At 70.6% G+C, this 21,038-nt stretch carries 16 protein-coding genes; 12 read left to right on the forward strand and 4 right to left on the reverse strand.

Translation table 11 applies throughout. The features are described 5' to 3' along the window. The first annotated feature begins 42 nt into the window (after nt 1-42). The 4 genes from K5L01_RS01515 to K5L01_RS01530 all read left to right on the forward strand — a co-directional run bounded on the left by K5L01_RS01515 (nt 43) and on the right by K5L01_RS01530 (nt 6,329). Nucleotides 43-2,178, forward strand: a complete 2,136-nt coding sequence (locus tag K5L01_RS01515; protein ID WP_250061304.1) for a YadA-like family protein — start codon at nt 43-45, stop codon at nt 2,176-2,178. A 301-nt stretch (nt 2,179-2,479) separates the two neighbouring features. After that, nucleotides 2,480-3,007, forward strand: coding sequence for an ECF-type sigma factor (locus tag K5L01_RS01520; RefSeq protein ID WP_250061306.1), 528 nt, complete (start codon nt 2,480-2,482; stop codon nt 3,005-3,007). 68 nt (nt 3,008-3,075) lie between these two features. Then, nucleotides 3,076-3,777, forward strand: a complete 702-nt coding sequence (locus K5L01_RS01525) for a hypothetical protein (RefSeq protein ID WP_250061307.1) — start codon at nt 3,076-3,078, stop codon at nt 3,775-3,777. 134 nt (nt 3,778-3,911) lie between these two features. Further along, on the forward strand, nt 3,912-6,329 hold the full coding sequence (locus K5L01_RS01530) for a serine/threonine-protein kinase (protein WP_250061310.1): 2,418 nt from the start codon (nt 3,912-3,914) through the stop codon (nt 6,327-6,329). Nucleotides 6,330-6,507: 178 nt separating this feature from the next. Here K5L01_RS01530 and ybaL read toward each other — a convergent pair whose 3' ends face one another. After that, entirely contained in the window at nt 6,508-8,196 is a 1,689-nt protein-coding gene (gene ybaL, locus K5L01_RS01535; RefSeq protein ID WP_250061312.1) for a YbaL family putative K(+) efflux transporter, read from the reverse strand. Nucleotides 8,197-8,414: 218 nt separating this feature from the next. Next, nucleotides 8,415-10,805, reverse strand: a complete 2,391-nt coding sequence (locus K5L01_RS01540) for a TonB-dependent receptor plug domain-containing protein (protein ID WP_250061314.1) — start codon at nt 10,803-10,805, stop codon at nt 8,415-8,417. A 301-nt stretch (nt 10,806-11,106) separates the two neighbouring features. Here K5L01_RS01540 and K5L01_RS01545 point away from each other — a divergent pair, with 301 nt between their 5' ends. Further along, a complete protein-coding gene (locus tag K5L01_RS01545; RefSeq protein WP_250061316.1) occupies nt 11,107-12,969 on the forward strand; it encodes an ABC-F family ATP-binding cassette domain-containing protein in 1,863 nt (620 codons plus the stop codon). A 33-nt stretch (nt 12,970-13,002) separates the two neighbouring features. Here K5L01_RS01545 and K5L01_RS01550 read toward each other — a convergent pair whose 3' ends face one another. Next, nucleotides 13,003-13,794, reverse strand: a complete 792-nt coding sequence (locus tag K5L01_RS01550) for a bestrophin-like domain (RefSeq protein WP_250061318.1) — start codon at nt 13,792-13,794, stop codon at nt 13,003-13,005. A 191-nt stretch (nt 13,795-13,985) separates the two neighbouring features. Here K5L01_RS01550 and K5L01_RS01555 point away from each other — a divergent pair, with 191 nt between their 5' ends. Continuing rightward, nucleotides 13,986-14,642 carry a hypothetical protein gene (locus tag K5L01_RS01555; RefSeq protein ID WP_250061320.1) on the forward strand — a complete coding sequence of 219 codons (657 nt, stop codon included), beginning with the start codon at nt 13,986-13,988 and terminating at the stop codon, nt 14,640-14,642. Nucleotides 14,643-14,674: 32 nt separating this feature from the next. Here the strand turns inward: K5L01_RS01555 and K5L01_RS01560 are convergent, their stop codons facing one another. Beyond that, nucleotides 14,675-15,628 carry a DUF3011 domain-containing protein gene (locus K5L01_RS01560; RefSeq protein WP_250061322.1) on the reverse strand — a complete coding sequence of 318 codons (954 nt, stop codon included), beginning with the start codon at nt 15,626-15,628 and terminating at the stop codon, nt 14,675-14,677. A 158-nt stretch (nt 15,629-15,786) separates the two neighbouring features. Here K5L01_RS01560 and aspS point away from each other — a divergent pair, with 158 nt between their 5' ends. The 6 genes from aspS (at nt 15,787) to ruvA (ending at nt 21,026) form a co-directional block, all read left to right on the forward strand. Continuing rightward, nucleotides 15,787-17,541: an aspartate--tRNA ligase gene (gene aspS / locus K5L01_RS01565; RefSeq protein ID WP_250061324.1), complete on the forward strand. Its 1,755-nt coding sequence runs from the start codon at nt 15,787-15,789 to the stop codon at nt 17,539-17,541. Between the two features lie 90 nt (nt 17,542-17,631). Next, nucleotides 17,632-18,165 (forward strand): GNAT family N-acetyltransferase, encoded by a 534-nt coding sequence (locus K5L01_RS01570; RefSeq protein ID WP_250061326.1) that lies wholly within the window; start codon nt 17,632-17,634, stop codon nt 18,163-18,165. A 90-nt stretch (nt 18,166-18,255) separates the two neighbouring features. Then, nucleotides 18,256-18,888 carry an alpha/beta hydrolase family protein gene (locus tag K5L01_RS01575; RefSeq protein ID WP_250061328.1) on the forward strand — a complete coding sequence of 211 codons (633 nt, stop codon included), beginning with the start codon at nt 18,256-18,258 and terminating at the stop codon, nt 18,886-18,888. 67 nt (nt 18,889-18,955) lie between these two features. Further along, nucleotides 18,956-19,687 carry a YebC/PmpR family DNA-binding transcriptional regulator gene (locus K5L01_RS01580; protein ID WP_250061330.1) on the forward strand — a complete coding sequence of 244 codons (732 nt, stop codon included), beginning with the start codon at nt 18,956-18,958 and terminating at the stop codon, nt 19,685-19,687. Between the two features lie 75 nt (nt 19,688-19,762). Beyond that, nucleotides 19,763-20,284, forward strand: a complete 522-nt coding sequence (gene ruvC, locus K5L01_RS01585; protein WP_250061332.1) for a crossover junction endodeoxyribonuclease RuvC — start codon at nt 19,763-19,765, stop codon at nt 20,282-20,284. A gap of 154 nt (nt 20,285-20,438) precedes the next feature. After that, nucleotides 20,439-21,026 (forward strand): Holliday junction branch migration protein RuvA, encoded by a 588-nt coding sequence (gene ruvA / locus K5L01_RS01590; RefSeq protein WP_250061334.1) that lies wholly within the window; start codon nt 20,439-20,441, stop codon nt 21,024-21,026. The last annotated feature ends 12 nt before the right edge of the window (nt 21,027-21,038 follow it).

The following is a 21,038-nucleotide window of genomic DNA, read 5'->3' on the forward strand; positions in this document are numbered from 1 at the left end:
ACCAACGCCCACCCCCTTGTTTCCCCGCGCCCGGCGCTTCTCATGGTTGGAATCCTGGCCGCGCTCGCGGCCGGCTCCGCGCAGGCCACCCCGTGTTTCGACAGGTATGGCAACTGGGTCGATATCGCCGACGGAGGCGGCTCTACGTCGCATGGCGATGCGGTGTACAACTGCGGTTCGTACAGCGCGGCCTATGGCTCGCTGGTCACCACCAACGGCTACAGTTCCGCCGCCTTCGGCGTGGGTTCTGTCACCGTGGGCGACCGCGCCACCGCACTGGGGGTCACCAACTTCGCGGGAAACCACCGTGCGGTGGCGATGGGGACCGGCAACAACGCGCTGGTATTTCCCGGCACCTGGGAGTACCTCGGATGGTACGGGGCCGACAAGGTGCAATGGACGCTGGGAACGGTCGGCGAACGCTCGGTGGCGATGGGCTACTGGAACTGGACGCCCGCCGACGACGCGGTAGCCGTCGGCAACAGCAACCGCGCGTTCAATGCCGGCACCGTGGCGGTGGGCGTGAAGAACGCCGCCAACGTGTATTCCAGTTCCGCCATCGGTGTTGAAAACACCACTTATGGCGCGGAAGCCAATGCAATGGGCTTCAAGAACGAGGCGCGCGGCGACCGCTCGGTGGCGGTGGGCACGCTGAACAAGAGCACCGCCCGCTGGGCCTCGGCGATGGGCCACTACAACAGCGCCAGCGGCACGTTCGCCAGCGCGCTGGGCAACGGCAACACCGCCAGCGCCCAGCGGGCCAGCGCGGTGGGCAGCGACAACCAGGCCACGGACGAAGGCGCCAACGCCGTTGGCAGTTTCAACAAGGCGCTGGCGGGCAACGCCACGGCGATGGGGGTGAACAACCTGGCCGACCAGGCCGGCGCCAACGCGCTGGGCCACAACAACAAGGCGCAGGCGCAGTTCGCCAGCGCCGTGGGGGGCGGCAACACCGCCGGCGGCGAGAGTGCCAGCGCCCTGGGCAGCGCCAACGAGGCCACGGCCACGGGGGCCAGCGCGCTGGGCTACAACAACAAGGCCACGGCGCTGTATGCGACGGCGGTGGGCAATGGCAACACCGCCAGCGGCGTGCGTTCCATCGCGCTGGGCGCACGCAGCCAGGCTGCCGGGGAAAACAGTACCGCGCTGGGTTTCGAGGCGCGGGCCACCGCGGACAGTTCCACCGCCATCGGCTACCGGTCCGTGGCCACCCAGGCCTACACGGTCTCGGTGGGCTCGGCGGCGGGCCGCAGCCGCATCGTCAACATGGCCGCTGCGCTGGGCGACAACGATGCGGTGAACCTGTCGCAGCTGTACGGCGTCGCCACTGCCTTCGGCGGTGGCGCGAGCTATGCCGGCGGCGTGTTCGCCGCGCCCACCTTCGTCATCCAGGGCAACGGCTACGGCAACGTGCGTTCGGCCTTCGACGCGGTGGATGGCAGCCTGACGGCGATCTTGGACCAGCTTGGCGGCGCCGCCGGAGGCGGCATCGTCGGTCCGCGTGGCTACAGCGCCTATGACATCGCCGTGCACCAGGGGTTTGCCGGCAACGAGCAGCAATGGCTGGATTCACTGGTGGGCGGGCAAGGCCCGGCGGGCCCCGCCGGCCCGCAGGGGCCCGCCGGGGCGGGCGGAGGCGGTGCGGCCATCCCCGACGCGCTGGCCTACGACGATGCCAGCCACGACACGCTGAGCCTGGATGGCGCCAATGGCACCCGCATCCGCCACGTGGCCGACGGCGTGGACGCGACCGATGCCGTCAACAAGGGCCAGGTGGAGGCCGGCGACGCCGCTGCGCTGGCTTCGGCCCGCAGCCATGCCGATGCCGGCGATGCCGCCACCCTGGTGTCTGCCCGGACCTACACCGACCACGCCGTGGCCGGGTTGAACGACAACTTCAACCAGCTGCGCAGCGACGTTGACCGCCGCTTCCATGCCATGGACCGCCGCATCGACCGCATGGCGGCAATGGGCGGTGCCTATGCCGGCATGGCGATGAACACCGCCGGGCTGGCCGGGCAGAACCGCGTCGGCGTCGGCGTCGGCTTCCAGGGCGGCGAGAAGGCGATGGCCATCGGCTACCAGCGTGTCATCGGCGCGCGCGCCAGCGTCTCGCTGGGTGGCGCCTTCGGCGGCGGCGACAAGAGCGTGATGGGCGGTGCCGGCTTCAGTTGGTGAGCACGATCGAGCCCCTCTCCCGCGGGAGAGGGGCAGGGGAAAGGAGGAAGCCTGCCAGGCTGGCTGCGCACGGTTCCCGCCGATCCCCGGTCGGGCATTGCGCGCCACCGGCATGCGGCACTTCCCCGTGCCGCACCTTCCCGGGGGGCATCGCCCTGCGACCCGGCAGTCCCGCCGGGTTGGCCCGCGCCGCGCGCGACGGGCCGGGTTCCCCGGTATCGGCGCTGCACGCTTGTCCGCTGCCGTCCCCGCATTGCACTATCGGCACGACAGGTACCGCAGCGATGGTGCAATGAACCAGGTGTCCGTAACCGAAGAAGGCCCGGTGCCGCTGGACCAGCGTTTCGGCGAGCTGTACCGGGAACTGCAACGCATTGCCCACCGCGAGCTGGGCGACAGGCGCCGGACCTCGCTGCACACCACGGTGCTGGTGCATGAGGCGTATCTGCGCATGGAGGCCAGCGCAGTGCGCGACATGGGCCGGCTGCCGTTCCTGGCGCTGGCCGGGCGGGTGATGCGTTGCGTGCTGGTGGACCATGTGCGCGCGGCGATGGCCGCCAAGCGGGGGGGCGAGCAGGTGCGGGTGACGCTGGAAACCGAGCCGGGAGTGGCCGAGGGCCATCTTCCGCAGCTCGACGTACTGGCCATCGAGCGTGGCATGCAGGCCCTGGCCGGACTGGAGCCCCGGTTGGTGACGGTGGTGGAGTGCCACTTCCATGCGGGCATGGGCTTTGCCGAGATCGGTGAGTACCTGGGGATCTCCGAGCGCACCGCGCAGCGTGACTGGCGTCGCGCACGTGCATTCCTGCTGGACGCCTTGAGTGATTGAAGCCACGGCCCGGCATGATGGGCCGGCCCGTGGCATGTCGCCTCCGGCCACCGTTTCACGATCCCTGCATGCCGGCGATGGTGCCGGCGTCGCTCTTGGGAGGCGCCATGGACGCGCATCGTTTCCGCGGCTGCATGCGTCTGCTGGCGCTGTCGCTGGCCACCGTCGTGATGCCGTACGCGCCGGCCTTTGCCGGCCCGTACGCCGCGCCGCAGGCCAGCCGCGGCCCGCAAACGGGGGCCCGGTTGCAGCTTTCCCCGCGCATGGTGCTCCCCGCCCATGGCGGAACGCCCGGCACGCTCATTCAGTGCGTGCGGTGGCCGTGTCCGGGCGACCCGCTGGACAGCCCCACCGGGCATGTCGTGCGCGCACTGTACCGGCAGTTCCCGCGGTTCCATGCTGATCCGGAACCCGCGCGTGCGCTGCTTTCCGATGGCCTGTTGGCCCTGCTGCGAAAAGACGCCGCCTGCGCCGCCGGGAACGGCAGGTGTGCCATCGAAGCCGACCCTTGGACGGCCGCCCGGGACGGCGACCCTGCCGGACCGCTGCATTACCGCCGACTGGGGGTGGAAAAGGATGCCGAGGGCCATGACGTGGCTGCCCGCGTGGAGCTCTGCTACCGGTCCACCCTTGGCGAATCCCCGGAACCGCATTGCGTGGTGCTCAGCCTCACCCGCGGGCCGCGTACTGCATGGCAGCTGGATGACCTGGTGTCCCCCGACGGGCAATCGCTGCGCGGGGCATTGCAGGCGTACCACTATCCACGGTGATGCGCGTGGATGCCGTTCGGGTGTCTCGGCGTTTGGGCGCATGCCGTGGCGATGGCCGGGGCATGCGATGCAGGGCTTTCCGTGTGCCGCCGGGCTTGTACAGTGCCGGCCAGGGCACGTGACCGGGGAATGAAATGACCGCGCAGACCGACCAGCAACGGTGGCAACGGGTGTCGCAGTTGTTCGAGCGGCTGGCCGACCTGCCGCCGGCCGCGCGCGAAGCCCTCCTCGACCGCGAGTGCGGTGACGACGCGCACCTGCGCGCGCAGGTGCAGCGCATGCTGCTGCTGGACGACACGCCGCACGTGATGGACCAGGGCATAGGCGTGGTGATGCGGCAAGGGCGGGGCGAGGAGGATGACGCCGGCTGGATGGTGCAGGCCGCCTGCGAACGGCTCGGGCACTGGCAGTTGCAGGGCGTGCTGGGCACCGGCGCCACCGGCGCGGTGTTCGCCGCCCGGCGCATGGACGACACCGGGCAGTGCGCGGCGGTCAAGCGCTTGCGCCAGCGTTGGGACGGCAGTGCGCAGGCACTGCGGTTCCTGCAGGAACGCCGCATCCTCGCCGCCCTTTCGCACCCGAACATTCCACGCCTGCTCGACCACGGGCTGGATGCCGACTCCCGGCCGTGGTTCGCGCTGCAACTGGTGCAGGGCCAGCCGATCACCGACTGGGCCGATGCGCGCCGACTCGGGCTGCCGGCGCGCATCGCTCTGTTCCTGCAGGTGGCCGCCGCCGTACAGCACGCGCATGCGCATTTCGTCGTGCATCGCGACCTCAAGCCCGGCAACGTGCTGGTCGATGGCGAAGGCCACCCGATGGTGCTGGATTTCGGCGTCGCCAAGCGCCTGGACCTGGCCGAAAGCCAGACCCGAACCGGCGTGCCGGCCGGTTTCACCCCGGAATACGCCGCGCCAGAACAGATAACCGGCGGCGCCGTCACCGCCGCCACCGACGTGTACGCGCTGGGGGTGATGCTCTACCAGCTGCTTGCCGGGCGGTTGCCGTACGCACTGGACGTGCTCAACCTGCGGCGCATGGCCGAGGCCATCACCGAGCAGCCGCCGTTGCGGGTGGAACAGGCCATCACCGCCGACGGCGATGCCGCGCGCGATGCGCGCCTGGGCGCACGCGACATCGAGCTGAAGCATTTCCGCCGCTATGTGCGCGGCGATCTGGCACGCATCCTGCAGACCGCGCTGGCCAAGGAACCGGAGCGCCGCTACGCCAGCGTGGAGGCGTTCGCCCAGGACCTGCACCGCTTCCTGCAGGGGCGCACGGTGTCGGTGAGCGGTGACGATTGGCGTTACCGCGCGGGCAAGTTCGTCGGCCGCAACCGCTGGGGCGTGGCGATGGCGTGCGTGGCGCTGCTGGCCTTGCTGGCGGGCGGCCTGACAGCGCTGGTACAGATGCGGCAGGCGCAGCGCGAGGCCGAGCGGGCCACCGCCGAAGCCGCGCGTGCCAACCACGAAGCGCAACGCGCCAAGCTGGAAGCCGAGGGCCTGGCGGCCGCCAACGAATTCACCCGTCGTGTATTCACCGAATCGGCTCCGGCGGCGGCTGGTGCATCGCTGAGCCTGGCCCAGGCGCTGGACCGTGCCGTCGAGCACATGGACGATGAGGGCGTGCAGAGTCCGCGCGCGCAGGTGCATTTCCTTCTTGCCGCCAGCGGCAGCTACGAATCCTTCGGCCAGGAGGAGAAGGCCGCCGCCGTGCTGCAAAGAGGTCTTGCGATTCAACGGGAACGGTTGCCGGACAACAAGGACGAGCGTGCGCGCCTGCTGCTGCGGCTGGCTTATCTGAGGATGAACTACGCGCCGGAAGAATCGCTGGCCTGGGCCGAGGAAGGCTTTGCCCTGCAGAAGGCCAACGACCTGGCCAGCCATACCGCCCTCAGCGAGGCTTACGCCATGCTGTCAGGCGTGCAGTATGGAGTGGAGAAGTACGAGGACGCGCTGGCGACCACCCGCGAGGGCCGCGCCTTCCTGCTCGCCAGCGGCATGGAGCCGGCCAGCGACGACGTACTGGCATCCTGGTCGAACGAAGCGGTGATGCTGACCGAACTGGAACGCTACGACGAGGCGGTGACGATCCATCGCCGCATCATCGAGCTCAATGCCGGAAAACACGGTGCCGATGCAACCCAGACCCTGTCCGAACGCCTGTTCCTGGGCTACACCTTCAACATCAGCAGGCGTTTCGAGGAAGGCATCGCGGAACTGGAACCGGCCCGCACGGGGTTGGAGCGCCAGCTCGGCCCCGACCATCCGCTGGTGCAACTGGCCAACATGCAGGCCGGCCGAGCATGGCTGGGCCGCACGCAGCCGGAACAGGCTGCCGAGCTGCTGGGCAAGGCCCATGCGTATGGCCGCGGCCATGAATTTGAAGGCCGTCAGGCCGTGGTGGCGGCAATGTACGCCACCGCCCTGGCCCGTGCCGGTGACTGCATCCGGGCCAGGGCCGTCATCGCCGAGGCCGCCCGGCGCCAACTGACCCTGCCAGGCAGCTGGGCCACGCCGTTGCGGAACACGGCGTGCGAACGCGCTCCGTAGGCCAGTACGGCCATTTCAGGGAACCGCCCGTGCAATGGCCGCAGCGATGCGCCGGGTAGTGCGAGCGCCGCGTGGGGGCAGGTGCGAGCTTGGTCGCTACGAGCGCTCCGCGGCGCTGCCGTGATTCAGCCGCTGCCGGCGAAGGCCGGGCACTGCTCGGCATGCGCCTTGCCGGCGATCACCCAGCCAGCCGCCGTCCGCGATACGGCGGGGTGGCCATCACCATCTCCGCCAGCGAATGCGCCAGTTCGCGCTCGGCCAGCACCGTACCGTCGGCGCCGTGGTCGAGCAGGTGCTTGACCTCGGCGTCGCTGTGCGCGCGCGCCAGCAGGGTCAGGCTCGGGTTGATGGCGCGCAGCTTGGCCAGGGCCTCGCCGGCTTCCAGCGGCTGGGGGATGGCGAGGATCGCGATCTTGGCACGCTCGGGGTGGGCTTCGGCCAGTACCGCGTCGGCGGCGGCACTGCCGCGGATGGCGGCGATGCCCTCGCGGTGGGCGCGCTCGACATGGTCGCGGTTGTCGTCGATCGCCAGGACCGGCACGCCGCGGTCGTGCAGTACCTGGGCAAGGGTGCCGCCGACCCGGCCGTAGCCGATGACGATGGCGTGGTCGTGCAGGTCCAGCGAGGGACCCGGGGGAATGTCCGGCGGCTCCTGCACCGGCACCGGCGCGGGGTGGCGTGCCTGCCAGCGGTCGAGCATGCGGAACACCAGCGGGTTGAGCATGATCGACACCAGCGCGCCGGCCAGCACCAGCGACTGCCCGGTCTCGGGCAGGATCTTCAGCGCCACGCCGAGCCCGGCGATGATGAAGGCGAACTCGCCGATCTGCGCCAGCGACGCGGAGATGGTCAGTGCGGTGCTCTTGGAATGGCCGAAGGCGCGGACGATGAAGAAGGCCGCCGCGGACTTTCCGAACATGATGATGGCCACCGTCGCCAGCACCTGCCAGGGGTGTTCGACCACGATCATCGGATCGAACAGCATGCCCACCGAGACGAAGAACAGCACCGCGAAGGCGTCGCGCAGCGGCAGCGAGTCGTGCGCGGCCTTGTGGCTGAGCTCGGACTCGTTGAGCATCATCCCGGCGAAGAAGGCGCCGAGCGCGAAGGACACCCCGAACAACGCCGCCGCACCGAACGCGACACCCAGCGCGATGGCCAGCACCGCCAGCGTGAACAGTTCGCGCGAACCGGTGCCGGCGATGCGCTCCAGCACCCAGGGGATCACCCGCCGCCCGACCAGCAGCATCACCGCCACGAACAGGCCCAGCTGGACGAAGGTCCAGCCGATCGAGGCGAGCACCCCGCCGAGGCCGGGCTGCTCGCCCTGCGCGCCGGGGCCGAACACCCCGGCGATCACCGGCATCATCACCAGCGCCAGCACGCAGGCCAGGTCCTCGACGATCAGCCAGCCGACCGCGATCTTGCCGCGGGTGCTTTCCAGCAGGCGGCGCTCCTCCATCGCCCGCAGCAGCACCACGGTCGAGGCGGTGGCCAGCGAGAAACCGAAGATCACCCCGTGCAGCGCGGGCCAGCCCATCAGCGAGGCCACGCCCCAGCCGAGCACCGTGGCCACCGCGATCTGGCCGATCGCGCCGGGTATGGCGATGGCCTTCACCGCCATCAGGTCGCGCAGCGAGAAGTGCAGGCCGACCCCGAACATCAGCAGCATCACCCCGATCTCGGCCAGCTGGTGGGCCAGCTCCTGGTCGGCGACGAAGCCCGGGGTGAACGGCCCGACGACGACGCCGGCCACCAGATAGCCCACCAGGGGCGACAACCGCAGCCGGTTGGCCAGGGCGCCGAAGACGAAGGCCAGGCCCAGGCCGATGGCGATCATGTTGATCAGGGCGGTGTCATGGTGCATCGCGACTCGCGTCAGGGGAGAGGGGGGACAGGGCGATTCTACGGGGGCCGCCGGGGGAGACAAGAAAGGAATGCACGGAAATCAGGACACGGATGCGCCCGGCGGGGGGAGCGGGACGCCGCTCGCGGTCAGCGGGTACGGGCGCGGCGGCTCCGGCGCCGGAAACGGCGATGCCCCGGTTTCCCGGGGCATCGCGGTGGCATCCGGGCCGGCCCGGTTTACCAGGTGTAGCCGATGCGGCCGTACACGTAGGCGCCGTTGAAGCCGCCCGGCGCATAGTTGCTGTACGGCATCTGGCCCCAGGCGTTGACCCCGGTGAAGCTGGGATCGACGCGGTCCGGGTAGGAGTCCAGCACGTTGTCCGCTCCCAGGGTCAGCGTCCACTGCGCACTGGGCTTGAAGCTGGCCGAGACGTCCAGCACCCACTGCGGGTCGTAGCGCTGGTCCAGCGTCGGGCTGACGTTGCGCACGGTGAAGGTGCCGTAGCGGGTGGCATTCAGGCCCAGGGTCCAGCGGTCCGAACTCCAGGTGCCGCCGAGGATCGCCTTGTCACGCGGGAACGCGTCCTCCAGGCGGCCGATCTCGTCGCGCGCCACCAGCGGGGTGGTCAGGCCGAGGCCGGTCAGCACCGCCGGCGAGGGCGCCAGCTTCCTCACTTCGGTCTTGTTGTAGCTGTAGCTGGCGGTCAGGTCCAACGCGCTGGTGGCCAGCGGGATGTTGTAGCTGCCGACCACGTCCACGCCGCGGGTACGGGTGTCCACCGAGTTGTTGAAGTAGCGGAAGGCGGTGACGTTGTTGATGCCCAGCGAGGTCAGCAGGGCGTTGACCGCCGGATTGGTGTTGAGGGTCGAGGAGAGCAGGATGCGGTCGTCGATGTCGATCTGGAACGCATCGACGGTGATGTACAGGCGCTCGCTCGGCTGCAGCACCAGGCCGAGGCTGTAGGACGTGGAGGTCTCGGCCTGCAGCGGGGTGGACCCCAGGGCCTGCGCGACGGTGCTGCTGGCCGGGAAGGTGCCGGAATCGACGAACACGCCGTTGTTGTAGTTGCTGGTGACCACCTGGTAGCTCTGCTGGGCCAGCGACGGCGCACGGAAGCCGTTGGAGACGGTGGCGCGCAGCGCGACCGTGTCGGTGAAGGCGTAGCGCGCCGAGAGCTTGCCGGAGGTCTTGTCGCCGAAGTCGGAGTAGTCCTCATAGCGCGCGGCGGCGCCGGCGGACAGCTTGTCGGTGAAGTCCGCTTCCAGCCCCGCATAGACGGCATAGTTGTGGCGGTCGGCATGCACGGCGTTGTTCGGGGTGAAGCCGCCGAAGCCCTGCGCGCCGCTGCCCAGGTACGCGTCCGGCGCGCCCGGCGACTGGTTCCACTTCTCTTCGCGGTACTCGCCGCCGAAGGAGAACGTGACCGGGTAGGCCAGGCCCCAGTCCAGCGCCTGCGAGAAGTCGGCATTGACGATGTTGTGGGTGTACTCCAGCGCGCCGTCGTAGAAACGGGTGGGGCTGGTGGCGCCCAGCGCGTAGTTCATGGTGTTGCCGGTGTGGAAGTCGACCTTGCTGTAGCCGTAGTTGTAGCTGACGTCCCAGGCGAAGCCGCCCTCGGTGCCGCCCTTGACACCGGCCACCAGCGAGCGGTCCCGCAGGTACTGGTTGATCTCCGGGACGAAGCCGTCCGGGTAGAGCAGCGAGGTCGCCGGATTGTGGTTCTTGCCGCGGTAGAACGCGAAGGAGGTGATGTCGCGGTTGCTGGCGATGGCGGTGGCGTAGCCGCGCACGCTGTCGCTGAAGTCGAAGCCGCCGTTGGCCGACACCGCGCGGGTGTCCGCTTCCGGGTCGCCGACGACGAACGCCTTTTCGCCCAGGCCGGGGTAGTTGCCGCTGTGCGGGGTCGGATTGCCCGGCTGGTTGTAGGCGTTGAACGGGCCGGCGCGGTTGGTGCGGTCCTGGTGGGACAGCTGCCCGGCCAGGTGCAGGCTGCCGCGGCCGTCGGCGAAGCCCACGCCGGTGTCGCCGGAGAGCTGGTACTGCTTGCCGTCGCCGGCCGAGTACTGGCCGACGTCCAGCGCCAGGCTGCCGCCGCTGCCCGCGCCCTTGAGCACGATATTGACCACGCCGGCGATGGCATCCGAGCCGTACTGGGCCGAAGCGCCGTCGCGCAGCACTTCCACGCGCTCGATCGCGGCCACCGGCAGGGTGTTCAGGTCCACCGCCGAGGAGCCGCGGCCCATGCTGCCGTTGACGTTCAGCTGTCCGGACAGGTGGCGGCGCTTGCCGTTGACCAGGATCAGCACCTGGTCCGGCGACAGCCCGCGCAGCTGCGCCGGGCGCACGCCGCTGGTGCCGTCGGTCAGCGCCGGGCGCGGGAAGTTGAGCGAGGGCAGGGCGCGCGACAGCGCGGTGGCCAGCTCGGTGGAGCCGGTGGCCTGCAGGGCCTCGGGGGTGATGATGTCGATCGGGGACTGCGATTCGGCGACGGTGCGGTCGGCCACGCGGGTACCGGTGACGATCACGGTATCCAGCGTCTGGGCGCCGGACTGGGCAAAGGCGGGCGCAAGGGGGAGGCCAAGCGCGATGGCGACGGCAACGGCGAGCGTACTGGACTTGCGGTTCATCGGGTTGCAGCTCCGGAATGAATGGACGGCACCGGCGGGATCGGTCGCCTGCGGCGACGGGGGAACGGTGCGCCCTGATGAATTAATGGAATTTTTACTTCGCGTCAAATGCCGATGGTGACCCGCATGTGGTTGCCTGTGAAAGCAATTGCGGGCCCGCGGCTGCGAATGCGGGTGGGGGACAGGGGGTTCCGCCCACGGCCGAGGCCGAAAGCGTGGGTCAAGTATTCGTTAACGCTAGAATTGCGTCGCAGGAATGTTGCTCACGTGCACATTCCATATGGTTATAACGGAACCCCTCATGATTTCCCTTCGTAATTTCGCCCTGCGCCGCGGCGAACGCCTGTTGTTGTCGAATGTCGACCTGACCCTGCATGCCGGCTACCGCGTCGGCGTGGTCGGCCGCAACGGGGCCGGCAAGTCCAGCCTGTTCGCCGCCGTGCGCGGCGACCTGGAAGCGGACAAGGGGGACGTATCGCTGCCGGGCAGGCTGCGCATCGCCGACGTGGCCCAGGAAACCCCGGCGCTGCCCGACCGGGCCATCGACTTCGTGCTCGGCGGCGACGATGTCGTCGCCGCGGTGCTGGCCGAGGAGGCCGCGGCGACCGCGCGCGAGGACTGGGAGGCGGTCGCCGACGCCCACCAGAAGATGGCCGAACTGGGGGCCTACGATGCCGAGGCGCGCGCCGGCCGGCTGCTGCATGGCCTCGGGTTCCCGGCGGAAACGCATGCGCGCCCGGTGGCCGCGTTCTCCGGCGGGTGGCGTGCGCGCCTGAACCTGGCGCGCGCGCTGATGATGCCCAGCGACCTGCTGCTGCTCGACGAACCCACCAACCACCTCGACCTGGACGCGGTGTACTGGCTGGAGCAATGGCTGCTGAAGTACCCCGGGACGCTGCTGCTGATCTCCCACGACCGCGAGTTCCTCGACAACGTCGCCACCCATACCCTGCACCTGCACGGCGGCACCGCACGGCTCTATGTCGGCGGCTATACCGATTTCGAGCGCCAGCGCGCCGAGCACCTGCGCCAGCAACAGATCGCGCACGACAAGGAACAGGCCGAGCGCGCCCACCTGCAGAGCTTCATCGACCGCTTCAAGGCCAAGGCCTCCAAGGCCGCGCAGGCGCAGAGCCGGATGAAACGGCTGGCCAAGCTGGCCGGGACCGAGGCGGTCCGCGCCGAGCGCGAATTCCGCATCGAGTTCGCCGAACCGGCCAAGCTGCCGTTCTCGCTGATCCGCCTGAACCAGGTCGCCGCCGGCTATGGCGCCGACGCGGTGATCCTCGAGGGCGTGGATTTCGGCCTGGAAGCGGGCCAGCGGGTGGGCCTGCTGGGCCCGAACGGGGCCGGCAAGACCACCCTGGTGAAAACGCTGGTGGGCGACCTGCCGGCGCTGGCGGGCGAGCGCAACGCGCACCCGGACATGAAGATCGGCTATTTCGCCCAGCACACGGTGGAGTCGCTGCGCGAGGGCGCCACGCCGATGGACCACCTGCGCGACATCGCGCCGGACGGCGTGAACCAGGCGTTCCGCGACTTCCTCGGCAAGTGGAACTTCCCGGGCGACCGCGCCTTCGAGCCGGTGGACGGGTTCTCCGGTGGCGAGCGCGCGCGGCTGGCGCTGGCGCTGATCGCCTGGCAGCAGCCCAACGTGCTGCTGCTCGACGAGCCGACCAACCACCTCGACCTGGAAATGCGCGAGGCGCTGGCCGAGGCGCTGAGCCTGTTCGAGGGCGCCATCGTCATGGTGTCGCACGACCGCCACCTGATCGGCCTGGTCTGCGACACGTTCTGGCGCGTGGCCGACGGTGTGGTCGAGCCGTTCGCCGGCGACCTGGACGAATACGCGGCCTGGCTGCGCACCCGGGCCACGGCCCAGGGCGCGCGTGCGCGCGCCGAGCGGGAGGCGCCGGCCGCCGCCGCCGTGCCGGCGGAGCGTCCGGCCGCGGGCCGCAAGCCGGTCAATCCGCACAAGCTCGATGCGGCCGAGAAGCAGGTCGAACAGCTGACCGCGGCGCTGGCCGGGGTCGATCGCCAGCTGGCCGATCCGGGCAACTACGCCGACGCGGCCCGGATGACCGCGCTGGGCAGCGAGCGTGCTGCCCTGGCCCGGCAACTGGAGCAGGCCGAGGCGGCGTGGATGGCGCTGCTGGAGGCGTGAGCCCGGCGCCCTGGGCGTCGCGGGCGGCCCGGCTCAGGGGGCCAGGCCGCCGGCGGCGAGGGTGGCGCGGATGGCCTCCAGGTTGTCCGGCGTGACATGGATCAGGCCCCTGCCGGGAACGTCGATCTCGGCGATCAGGAACATCGCCAGCGCGGTGACCGCGGGGACCACCAGCAGCAGCGCGCTGCCGGTCCTGGCGCCGCGGATGTTGTAGCCGATCAGGACGTTGGAGCACACGCCGAAGGCGATCAGCATCGCCCATGCCGCACCGGGGATCTGGTGGCGCCAGCTGGCCATGGTCTTCTGCTGGGCGGTGTACAGGTCGTTGCAGGCGTTGAGCACGGTCACGATCACCGGGTCGGGGCGCTCCTGCGCGATCCGCCCGACATAGGCCCACATCCGTGTCTGCATCTGGATGGACTGCATGCGCGCCTGTTCGCGCCGGGTTTCGTCGGGCGCGTCGAAGAAGCCGATGCGCTGTTCCAGGTAGTCGCCGAGCAGGCGTTCGGCGTGGGCCTGGCGCTCGGCGCCCAGCAGGGTGGTGCGCTGGAAGGCGTTGCCGATGGCGATGGCCTCGTTCTCCTCGGCGGCCATGCGCGTGTTGTAGCCGCCGATGGCGAAGGACAGCAGGAAGCCGATCAGCAGCCCGAACAGCGACAGGGTCGCGCCGAGCACGACCTTGAGCTCATCGTCGGCGGTGGCTTCATGGCGGACGCGGCGGCCCCAGGCCAGCTTGCCGGCGAAGGCGGACAGGCCCAGCAGGGCCAGCATCGACGGCAGCAGGGCCCAGGAGTGGGCATCGACGAATTCCAGCAGCAGGGACATCGTTCGCGTTCGCAGGGAAGGTGGCGACCTTATTAGCAGGTATTCGCGCCGCATTCACGGGGGCGCCACCGGCCAGGCAGCGGCGGACTCGATGTGGCGGTGATGGCCGACGCGGGCGTCGGCGGCGGCCATGTGCGGTTCCCGGGCCATGTGGCTTGTGCCGGGCCGGGGGCAGCGGCTAGGGTCGGGGCATGACAGCTCGATTCCTGCTCGGCGGCCTGTTGCCGCTGCTGGCCGCCGCGGTGCCGTCCGCCGCGACGGCCGCGACCGACTCCGGGGCCGTCGCGGCGACGCCCCCGGCCCAGTTCATGGCTGCCCTGGCGCGCTACTGCGGGCAGGCCTTCGCCGGCCGCATAGTGGTGGACCGCCCGGCCAGTACGGCGCCGGATCCGTTCCAGGGCAAGGTGCTGGTGATGCATGTGCGCGGGTGCGAGGCACCGGAGCAGACACTGCGGGTGCCCTTCCATGTCGGCGACGACCGCTCCCGGACCTGGGTGATCTCGCGTGTCGGCCCGGGCCTGCGTCTGAAACACGATCACCGCCAGGCCGACGGCCCGCCGGAGCCGGTCACCCTCTACGGGGGCGACACCCGCGGGGCCGGCACGGCGCGGCGGCAGGTCTTCCCGGCCGATGCCGAATCGGTGGCGCTGTTCGAGCGCGAGGGCATGGCGGCGTCGACGCACAATGCCTGGGCGATGGAAATCGAGCCGGGCAGGCGTTTCGTATACGAGCTGGCGCGCCCGGACGGTCGCCTGTTCCGGGTCGAGTTCGATCTGGCGCATCCGCTCCCGGCACCGCCGCCACCGTGGGGGGACGAGGCGGTCGGCGCCACGCAGAAGGGCGCCTGACCGGCGCCCCCGGGAGTGTTGCGGGAGGGACCTCAGCGGGCGCCGAAGCGTGCCCTGCAGCCGTCGTTCACCCAGACGCTGTTGCCGTTGTAGCCCCAGTTGCGGCCCTCGATGCACTGGGTCCTGGACAGCTGCTGGATCAGCACCGGGCGGCCCCGGCGGCGCTCCCACGGGCAGGAGCGCATGCGGTTGTTCTCGCTGTGGCATTCGATGCTGTAGCCGGCGTTGCCGCCGCCCCAGGAGCCGCCGCCGCCCCAGACGCTGCCGCGGCCCTCGGCGAACTCCGCACGGCAGCCATTGGTGACCCAGACCGCGCCGTTGCTGCTGCCCCAGCTGGTGCCTTCCACGCACTGGGCCTTGGACAGCTGCCGGACCAGGGTGGCCCTGCGCCAGCCGGTGTTGCAGACGCGCTGGCGGTTGTCGTTGCTCTCGCAGCGCAGGGTGTCCTGGTAGCCGGTGTTGCCGCCACCGCCGCCCCAGAGGCCGCCGCGGCCTTCGGCGAACTCCGCGCGGCAGCCGTTGGTGACCCAGACCGCGCCGTTGCTGCTGCCCCAGTTGTCGCCCTCGATGCAGCGGGTCTTGGACAGCTGCCGGACCAGGGCGGCCCTGCGCCAGCCGGTGTTGCAGACGCGCTGGCGGTTGTCGTTGCTTTCGCAGCGGATGTTGCCGTCGCCGACGATATTCCCGTTGCCGTTGCCGTGGTTGCCGCCGCCACGGCCGGGGCCGAAGTCGGCGCGGCAGCCGTTGCTGACCCAGACCGAGCGGTTGCCGCTGCCCCAGTTCTGGCCCTGCACGCAGCGGGTGCTGGACAGCTGGCGCACGATGATGGCGTCGGCCCAGTCGGTGGTGCAGGACTGCGGGCGGTTGTTGACGCTCTCGCAGCGCACCGCGGCCACGGTGCCCGGGGCCTGTGCGGCGGCCTCGGTGGCGAGGAGGGCGGCAGGCAGCAGCGCGGCGAGCGTGGCCAGCAGGCGTAGGCGGTTCATGGCGGGCGTCCCCTGTTCAGGTCTGGATGACCGAACTATAGGGAAGACCGCGCTTAAGCGCGCGTGACTGCACGGCGGATTTGCCCCGTCCGCCGGGCGGCCGCAAAATAGCCGGCTTTCCGGCCCCCTCCGGCGCCGGTGCCCCTGCGGAGCTTTCCATGCGTACCCACTTCTGCGGCCTGGTCGATGAGACCCTGATCGGCCAAACCGTGACCCTTGCCGGCTGGACCGACGTGGCGCGCAATCTCGGCGGCGTCTGTTTCATCGACCTGCGCGACCATGAGGGCATCGTGCAGGTGACGGTGGAGCCGGAGAACGCGGCGGTGTTCGCCGTGGCCGCGTCGCTGGGCTACGAGGACGTGCTGCAGGTGGAAGGGGTGGTGCGCGCGCGGCATGCGGTCAACGACAAGATCCGCACCGGCCGGGTGGAGGTGATCGCCACCGCCATCACCGTGTTGAACAAGGCGGCGCCGCTGCCGTTCCATGCCCATGAGAACCCGGGCGAGGACACCCGCCTGAAGTACCGCTACCTGGACCTGCGCCGTCCCGAGATGCAGCGCATGCAGCGCACCCGCACCCGCCTGGTGCAGGCGCTGCGCCGCCACCTGGACAGCGCCGGCTTCCAGGACATCGAGACCCCGATCCTGACCAAGGCCACCCCGGAGGGGGCGCGCGACTTCCTGGTGCCGGCGCGCATGCACCCGGGCGAGTTCTACGCCCTGCCGCAGAGCCCGCAGCTGTTCAAACAGATCCTGATGGTGGCCGGCTTCGACCGCTACTACCAGATCGCGCGCTGCTTCCGCGACGAGGCCCTGCGCGCCGACCGCCAGCTGGAGTTCACCCAGCTGGACATGGAGTTCGCCTTCGTGCGCGAGCGCGACGTGCAGGACTTCGTCGAGGACATGGTCCGCTCGGTCTTCAGGGAGGTGGTCGAGGTCGAACTCGATGCGCAGTTCCCGCGCATGACCTGGGCCGAGGCGATGCGCCGCTACGGGTCGGACAAGCCGGACCTGCGCATCGACCTGGAGCTGGTGGACGTGGCCGCGCTGGTGAAGGACAGCGGGTTCGCGGTGTTCACCGGCCCGGCCAACGACGCCGGCGGCCGCGTGGCCGCGCTGCGCATCCCGGGCGGCGCGTCGCTGAGCCGCAAGCAGATCGACGAGTACGCCGCGCATGCCGCCAAGTACGGCGCCAAGGGCCTGGCCTACATCAAGATCGCCGACAGCGGCGAGGTCGGCTCGCCGATCCAGAAGTTCTTCAGCGAGGACGCCTTCGCCGCCCTGGTCGCCCATGTCGGCGCCGGCAGGGGCGACATCGTGTTCTTCGGCGCCGGCGGCTACAACCAGGTGTCCGACTTCATGGGCGCGCTGCGGCTGAAGGCCGGCAAGGACTTCGGCCGGGTCGCCGAAGGCTGGCGTCCGCTGTGGGTCACCGACTTCCCGATGTTCGAATGGGACGAGGAGGAGCAGCGGTACGTCGCCCTGCACCATCCCTTCACCGCGCCGGCGGTGGACGACATCGCCGAGCTGCGCGCCAATGCCCGCACCGCGGTCTCGCGCGGCTACGACATGGTGCTCAACGGCAACGAGATCGGCGGCGGCTCGATCCGCATCCACCGTCCGGAGATGCAGAGCGCGGTGTTCGAGCTGCTCGGCATCGGTGCCGAGGAGGCCCGTGCGAAGTTCGGCTTCCTGCTCGACGCGCTGAACTACGGCGCCCCGCCGCATGGCGGCATCGCCTTCGGCATCGACCGCATCGCCGCGCTGATGGCCGGCACCGAGTCGATCCGCGACGTGATCGCCTTCCCCAAGACCACCGGTGCGCAGTGCCTGATGACCGGCGCGCCGTCGCCCATCGCCGAGGCCCAGCTGGCCGACGTGCACGTGCAGGTGCGCGCCAAGCACCCGGCGTGAACGCCGGGGCGGGGGACGACGGCGGTCGGGTCGTCCCGCCGCGCTCCACCGCCGTCCGGTCCACACCCCCTGCCGCCGGTTGCCGACGCCATGCCGATCCGCCGTGCCACCCCCGCCGATGCCGCGACGCTGTGCGCACTGGCTGAACGCACCTTCGTGGAGACGTTTGGCCACCTGTACCCGCCACGGGACCTGGCCGACTACCTTGCCGGCGCCTATGCGCCGGACCTGCAGCGCAGGCAGCTGGAGGTAGGTGATCATGCCGCGTGGCTGCTGGAGGTGGCGGGCGAAGCGGTCGGCTTCGCGTTCGCCGGCCCCTGCGGCCTGCCGCATGCGGACGCGCGTGCGGACCACGGCGAACTGAAGCGGCTGTATGTCCTTGGCGCCCACCAAGGAGCGGGCTGGGGCGCCCGGCTGTTCGCCGAGGCCGAACGCTGGCTGCTGCGCGGGGGACCGCGCACGCTGTGGATCGGGGTATGGTCGGAGAACGCCGGCGCGCAGCGGTTCTACCGGCGGCAGGGTTTCGAGAAGGTCGGGGAATACGGTTTCGCGGTCGGGCGTACCCGCGACCGCGAATTCATCCTGCGCCGCGGGCCGGTTGTGTCCCGGGACGACAGCGCATGACGGTGCCGGGCCGCTTCACCCCGCGTTGCGGCGGGCTGGGCTTCAATCCGGGACAGGGTGGATGACGCCGTTCCGGCACAGGGTGGAGGCATGACGCAACGGGTACTGCTGCTGCACGGCATCTGGAACGCGCGGGCCTGGGTCGGGCCGCTGGCGTGGCGCCTGCGCGCGCGCGGGTTCGACGTCGCGGCCTTCGGCTATCCCAGTGTCTTCGGCGGCCCGGAGGTCGCGGTGCCGGCCCTGGTCGAACGCCTGCGCGGGCAGCCGCCGATAGCGCTGGTGGGGCACAGCCTGGGCGGGCTGGTCGCGCTGGAAGCGTTGCGCCAGGCGCCGGAGCTGGCGGTGCCGCGGGTGGTCTGCCTGGGCTCGCCGCTGTGCGGCAGCGAGACCGCCCGGGCGCTGGCCGGGCATGGCTGGGCGGCGGCCCTGGGGCGCAGCGGTGGGTTGCTGCGGCATGGGCTGCCGGCATGGCACGGGCGTGCCGAGGTGGGCCTGGTGGCGGGGTGCGTGCCGCACGGGCTGGGCGCGCTGATGGGCGCGCTGCACGGCGACTCCGACGGCACCGTGGCGCTGGCCGAGACGCGGCTGCCGGGGCTGGCCGACCATTGCGTGGTGCCGTCCAGCCACAGCGGGCTGGTGCTGTCGCCCGAGGTCGCCGCGCTGACCGCGGCCTTCCTGCGCGACGGGCGCTTCCCGCGGACCCCGGACCGGCGGGTCGCCTGACCGGTGCATTGACGGGGATCGGTTAGAATCCGCCCCTGTTTCTCTCAAGATGTACGGGTAGAGCTCCATGGGTAGAGGTCCTTCCATCGAAGCCCGCAAGAACGCGTCCGACGCGAAGCGCGGCAAGATTTTCACCAAGATCATCCGCGAGATCGGCGTGGCCGCGCGCGGTGGTGGAGGCGACCCCGGCAACAACCCGCGCCTGCGCGTGGCCGTGGACAAGGGCCTGGCCGCGAACATGAGCAAGGACGTGATCGAGCGCGCCATCAAGAAGGCGACCGGCGAGCTGGAGGGCGTGGAGTACGAGGAGGTCCGCTACGAGGGCTATGCGCCCGGCGGCGTGGCGGTGATCGTCGACTGCCTGACCGACAACCGCGTGCGCACCGTGGCCGACGTGCGCCATGCCTTCTCCCGCTGCGGCGGCAACATGGGCACCGAGGGCTCGGTGGCCTTCATGTTCAAGCGCCTGGGCGTGCTGGCCTATGCGCCCGGCGCCGACGAGGAGCGGATCACCGAGGCCGCCATCGAGGGCGGCGCCGACGACATCGTCGTCTATCCCGAGGACGGTGCGATCGACGTGGTCACCGCGCCGGAGGGCTTCCAGGCGGTCAAGGACGCGATGGAGGCGGCCGGGATGGCGCCGGACCACGCCGAGATCACCTTCCGTGCCGACAACGACATCGCCGTCGCCGGCGAGGTCGCCCTGCAGGTGAAGAAGCTGCTGGACATGCTCGAGGACCTGGACGACGTCCAGGCCGTGTACTCCAACGTCGACCAGGCCAGCCTGGAGCAGGCCTGACGGCATGTCCGCGTCGCGTCGCGCGAGACCGCGGCCGGCGATGATGGGCGCCGTTTCCCTTCGGCTGGCAAGGCAATGATCCGCATCCTCGGCATCGACCCGGGCTCGCAGCGCACCGGCATCGGCATCATCGACATCGATGCCGCCGGGCGCAGCCGCCATGTCCACCACCAGCCGCTGGTGCTGCTCGGCGCGCAGGACTTCGCGCAGCGGCTGAAGCGGCTGGTGCACGGCGTGCATGCGCTGATCGACGAGTACCGGCCGCAGGAAGTGGCGATCGAGAAGGTGTTCATGGCCAAGAACCCGGACTCGGCGCTCAAGCTCGGCCAGGCGCGCGGCGCGGCGCTGTGCGCGGTGGTGCTGCGCGACCTGCCGGTCAGCGAGTACGCGGCCACCGAGATCAAGCTGGCGGTGGTCGGGCGCGGCGGTGCCGAGAAACAGCAGGTGCAGCACATGGTCGGCCTGATGCTCGGCCTGCAGGGCAGGCTGCAGGCCGATGCCGCCGACGCGCTGGCGGTGGCCATCACCCACGCCCATGTGCGCGCCACGGCCAACCGCCTGGGCGTGGATGCACGCACGGCCTGGAGCCGCAAGTGACCCCGGGGCGGGGCATGCCGCTGCCGTCCCTTTCCCGTGCGCTTCGCGCCCCGGTTCCGCGCGGCGTGCATGGCGGCCGGACAGATGCGCGCCCGAGGCGCATGGCCCTCCCTCTCCCGTTCCCGGGGGAGAAGAACACAGCAGGAGTTTTTCCATGATCGGTCGTCTGCGCGGCATCCTCGCCCACAAGGCTCCCCCCTGGCTGGTGATCGACGTGGGGGGCGTGGGCTATGAGCTGGAAGCGCCGATGAGCACGTTCTACGACCTGCCCGACATCGGCCGCGAGGTGGTGCTGTTCACCCACTACGCGCAGAAGGAGGACAGCGTGTCGCTGTACGGCTTCCTGCGCGAGGGCGAACGGCGCCTGTTCCGCGACGTGCAGAAGGTCAGCGGCATCGGCGCGCGGATCGCGCTGGCGGTGCTGTCCGGCGCCAGCGTGGAGGAGTTCGCGCGCTCGATCCAGGCCGGCGACATCACCGCCCTGACCCGGATCCCGGGCATCGGCAAGAAGACCGCCGAGCGCATGATCGTGGAGCTGCGCGACAAGGCGGCGGATTTCTCCGGCGGCGGTGCGCCGCTGGCCGGGGGCACCGCCACCGACCCGCTGTCCGAGGCGACGGTGGCGTTGCAGCAACTGGGGTATAAACCCGCCGAAGCAGCCAAGATGGCGCGCGAGGCGTTGAACGAGGGCGACGACGTCGCCGCCGTGATCCGCAGGGCGCTGCAGTCGGCGCTGCGTTGATGCCATCCCCTC

Source organism: Stenotrophomonas mori, assembly GCF_023556335.1.
GTDB classification, from domain to species: Bacteria; Pseudomonadota; Gammaproteobacteria; order Xanthomonadales; family Xanthomonadaceae; genus Stenotrophomonas; species Stenotrophomonas mori.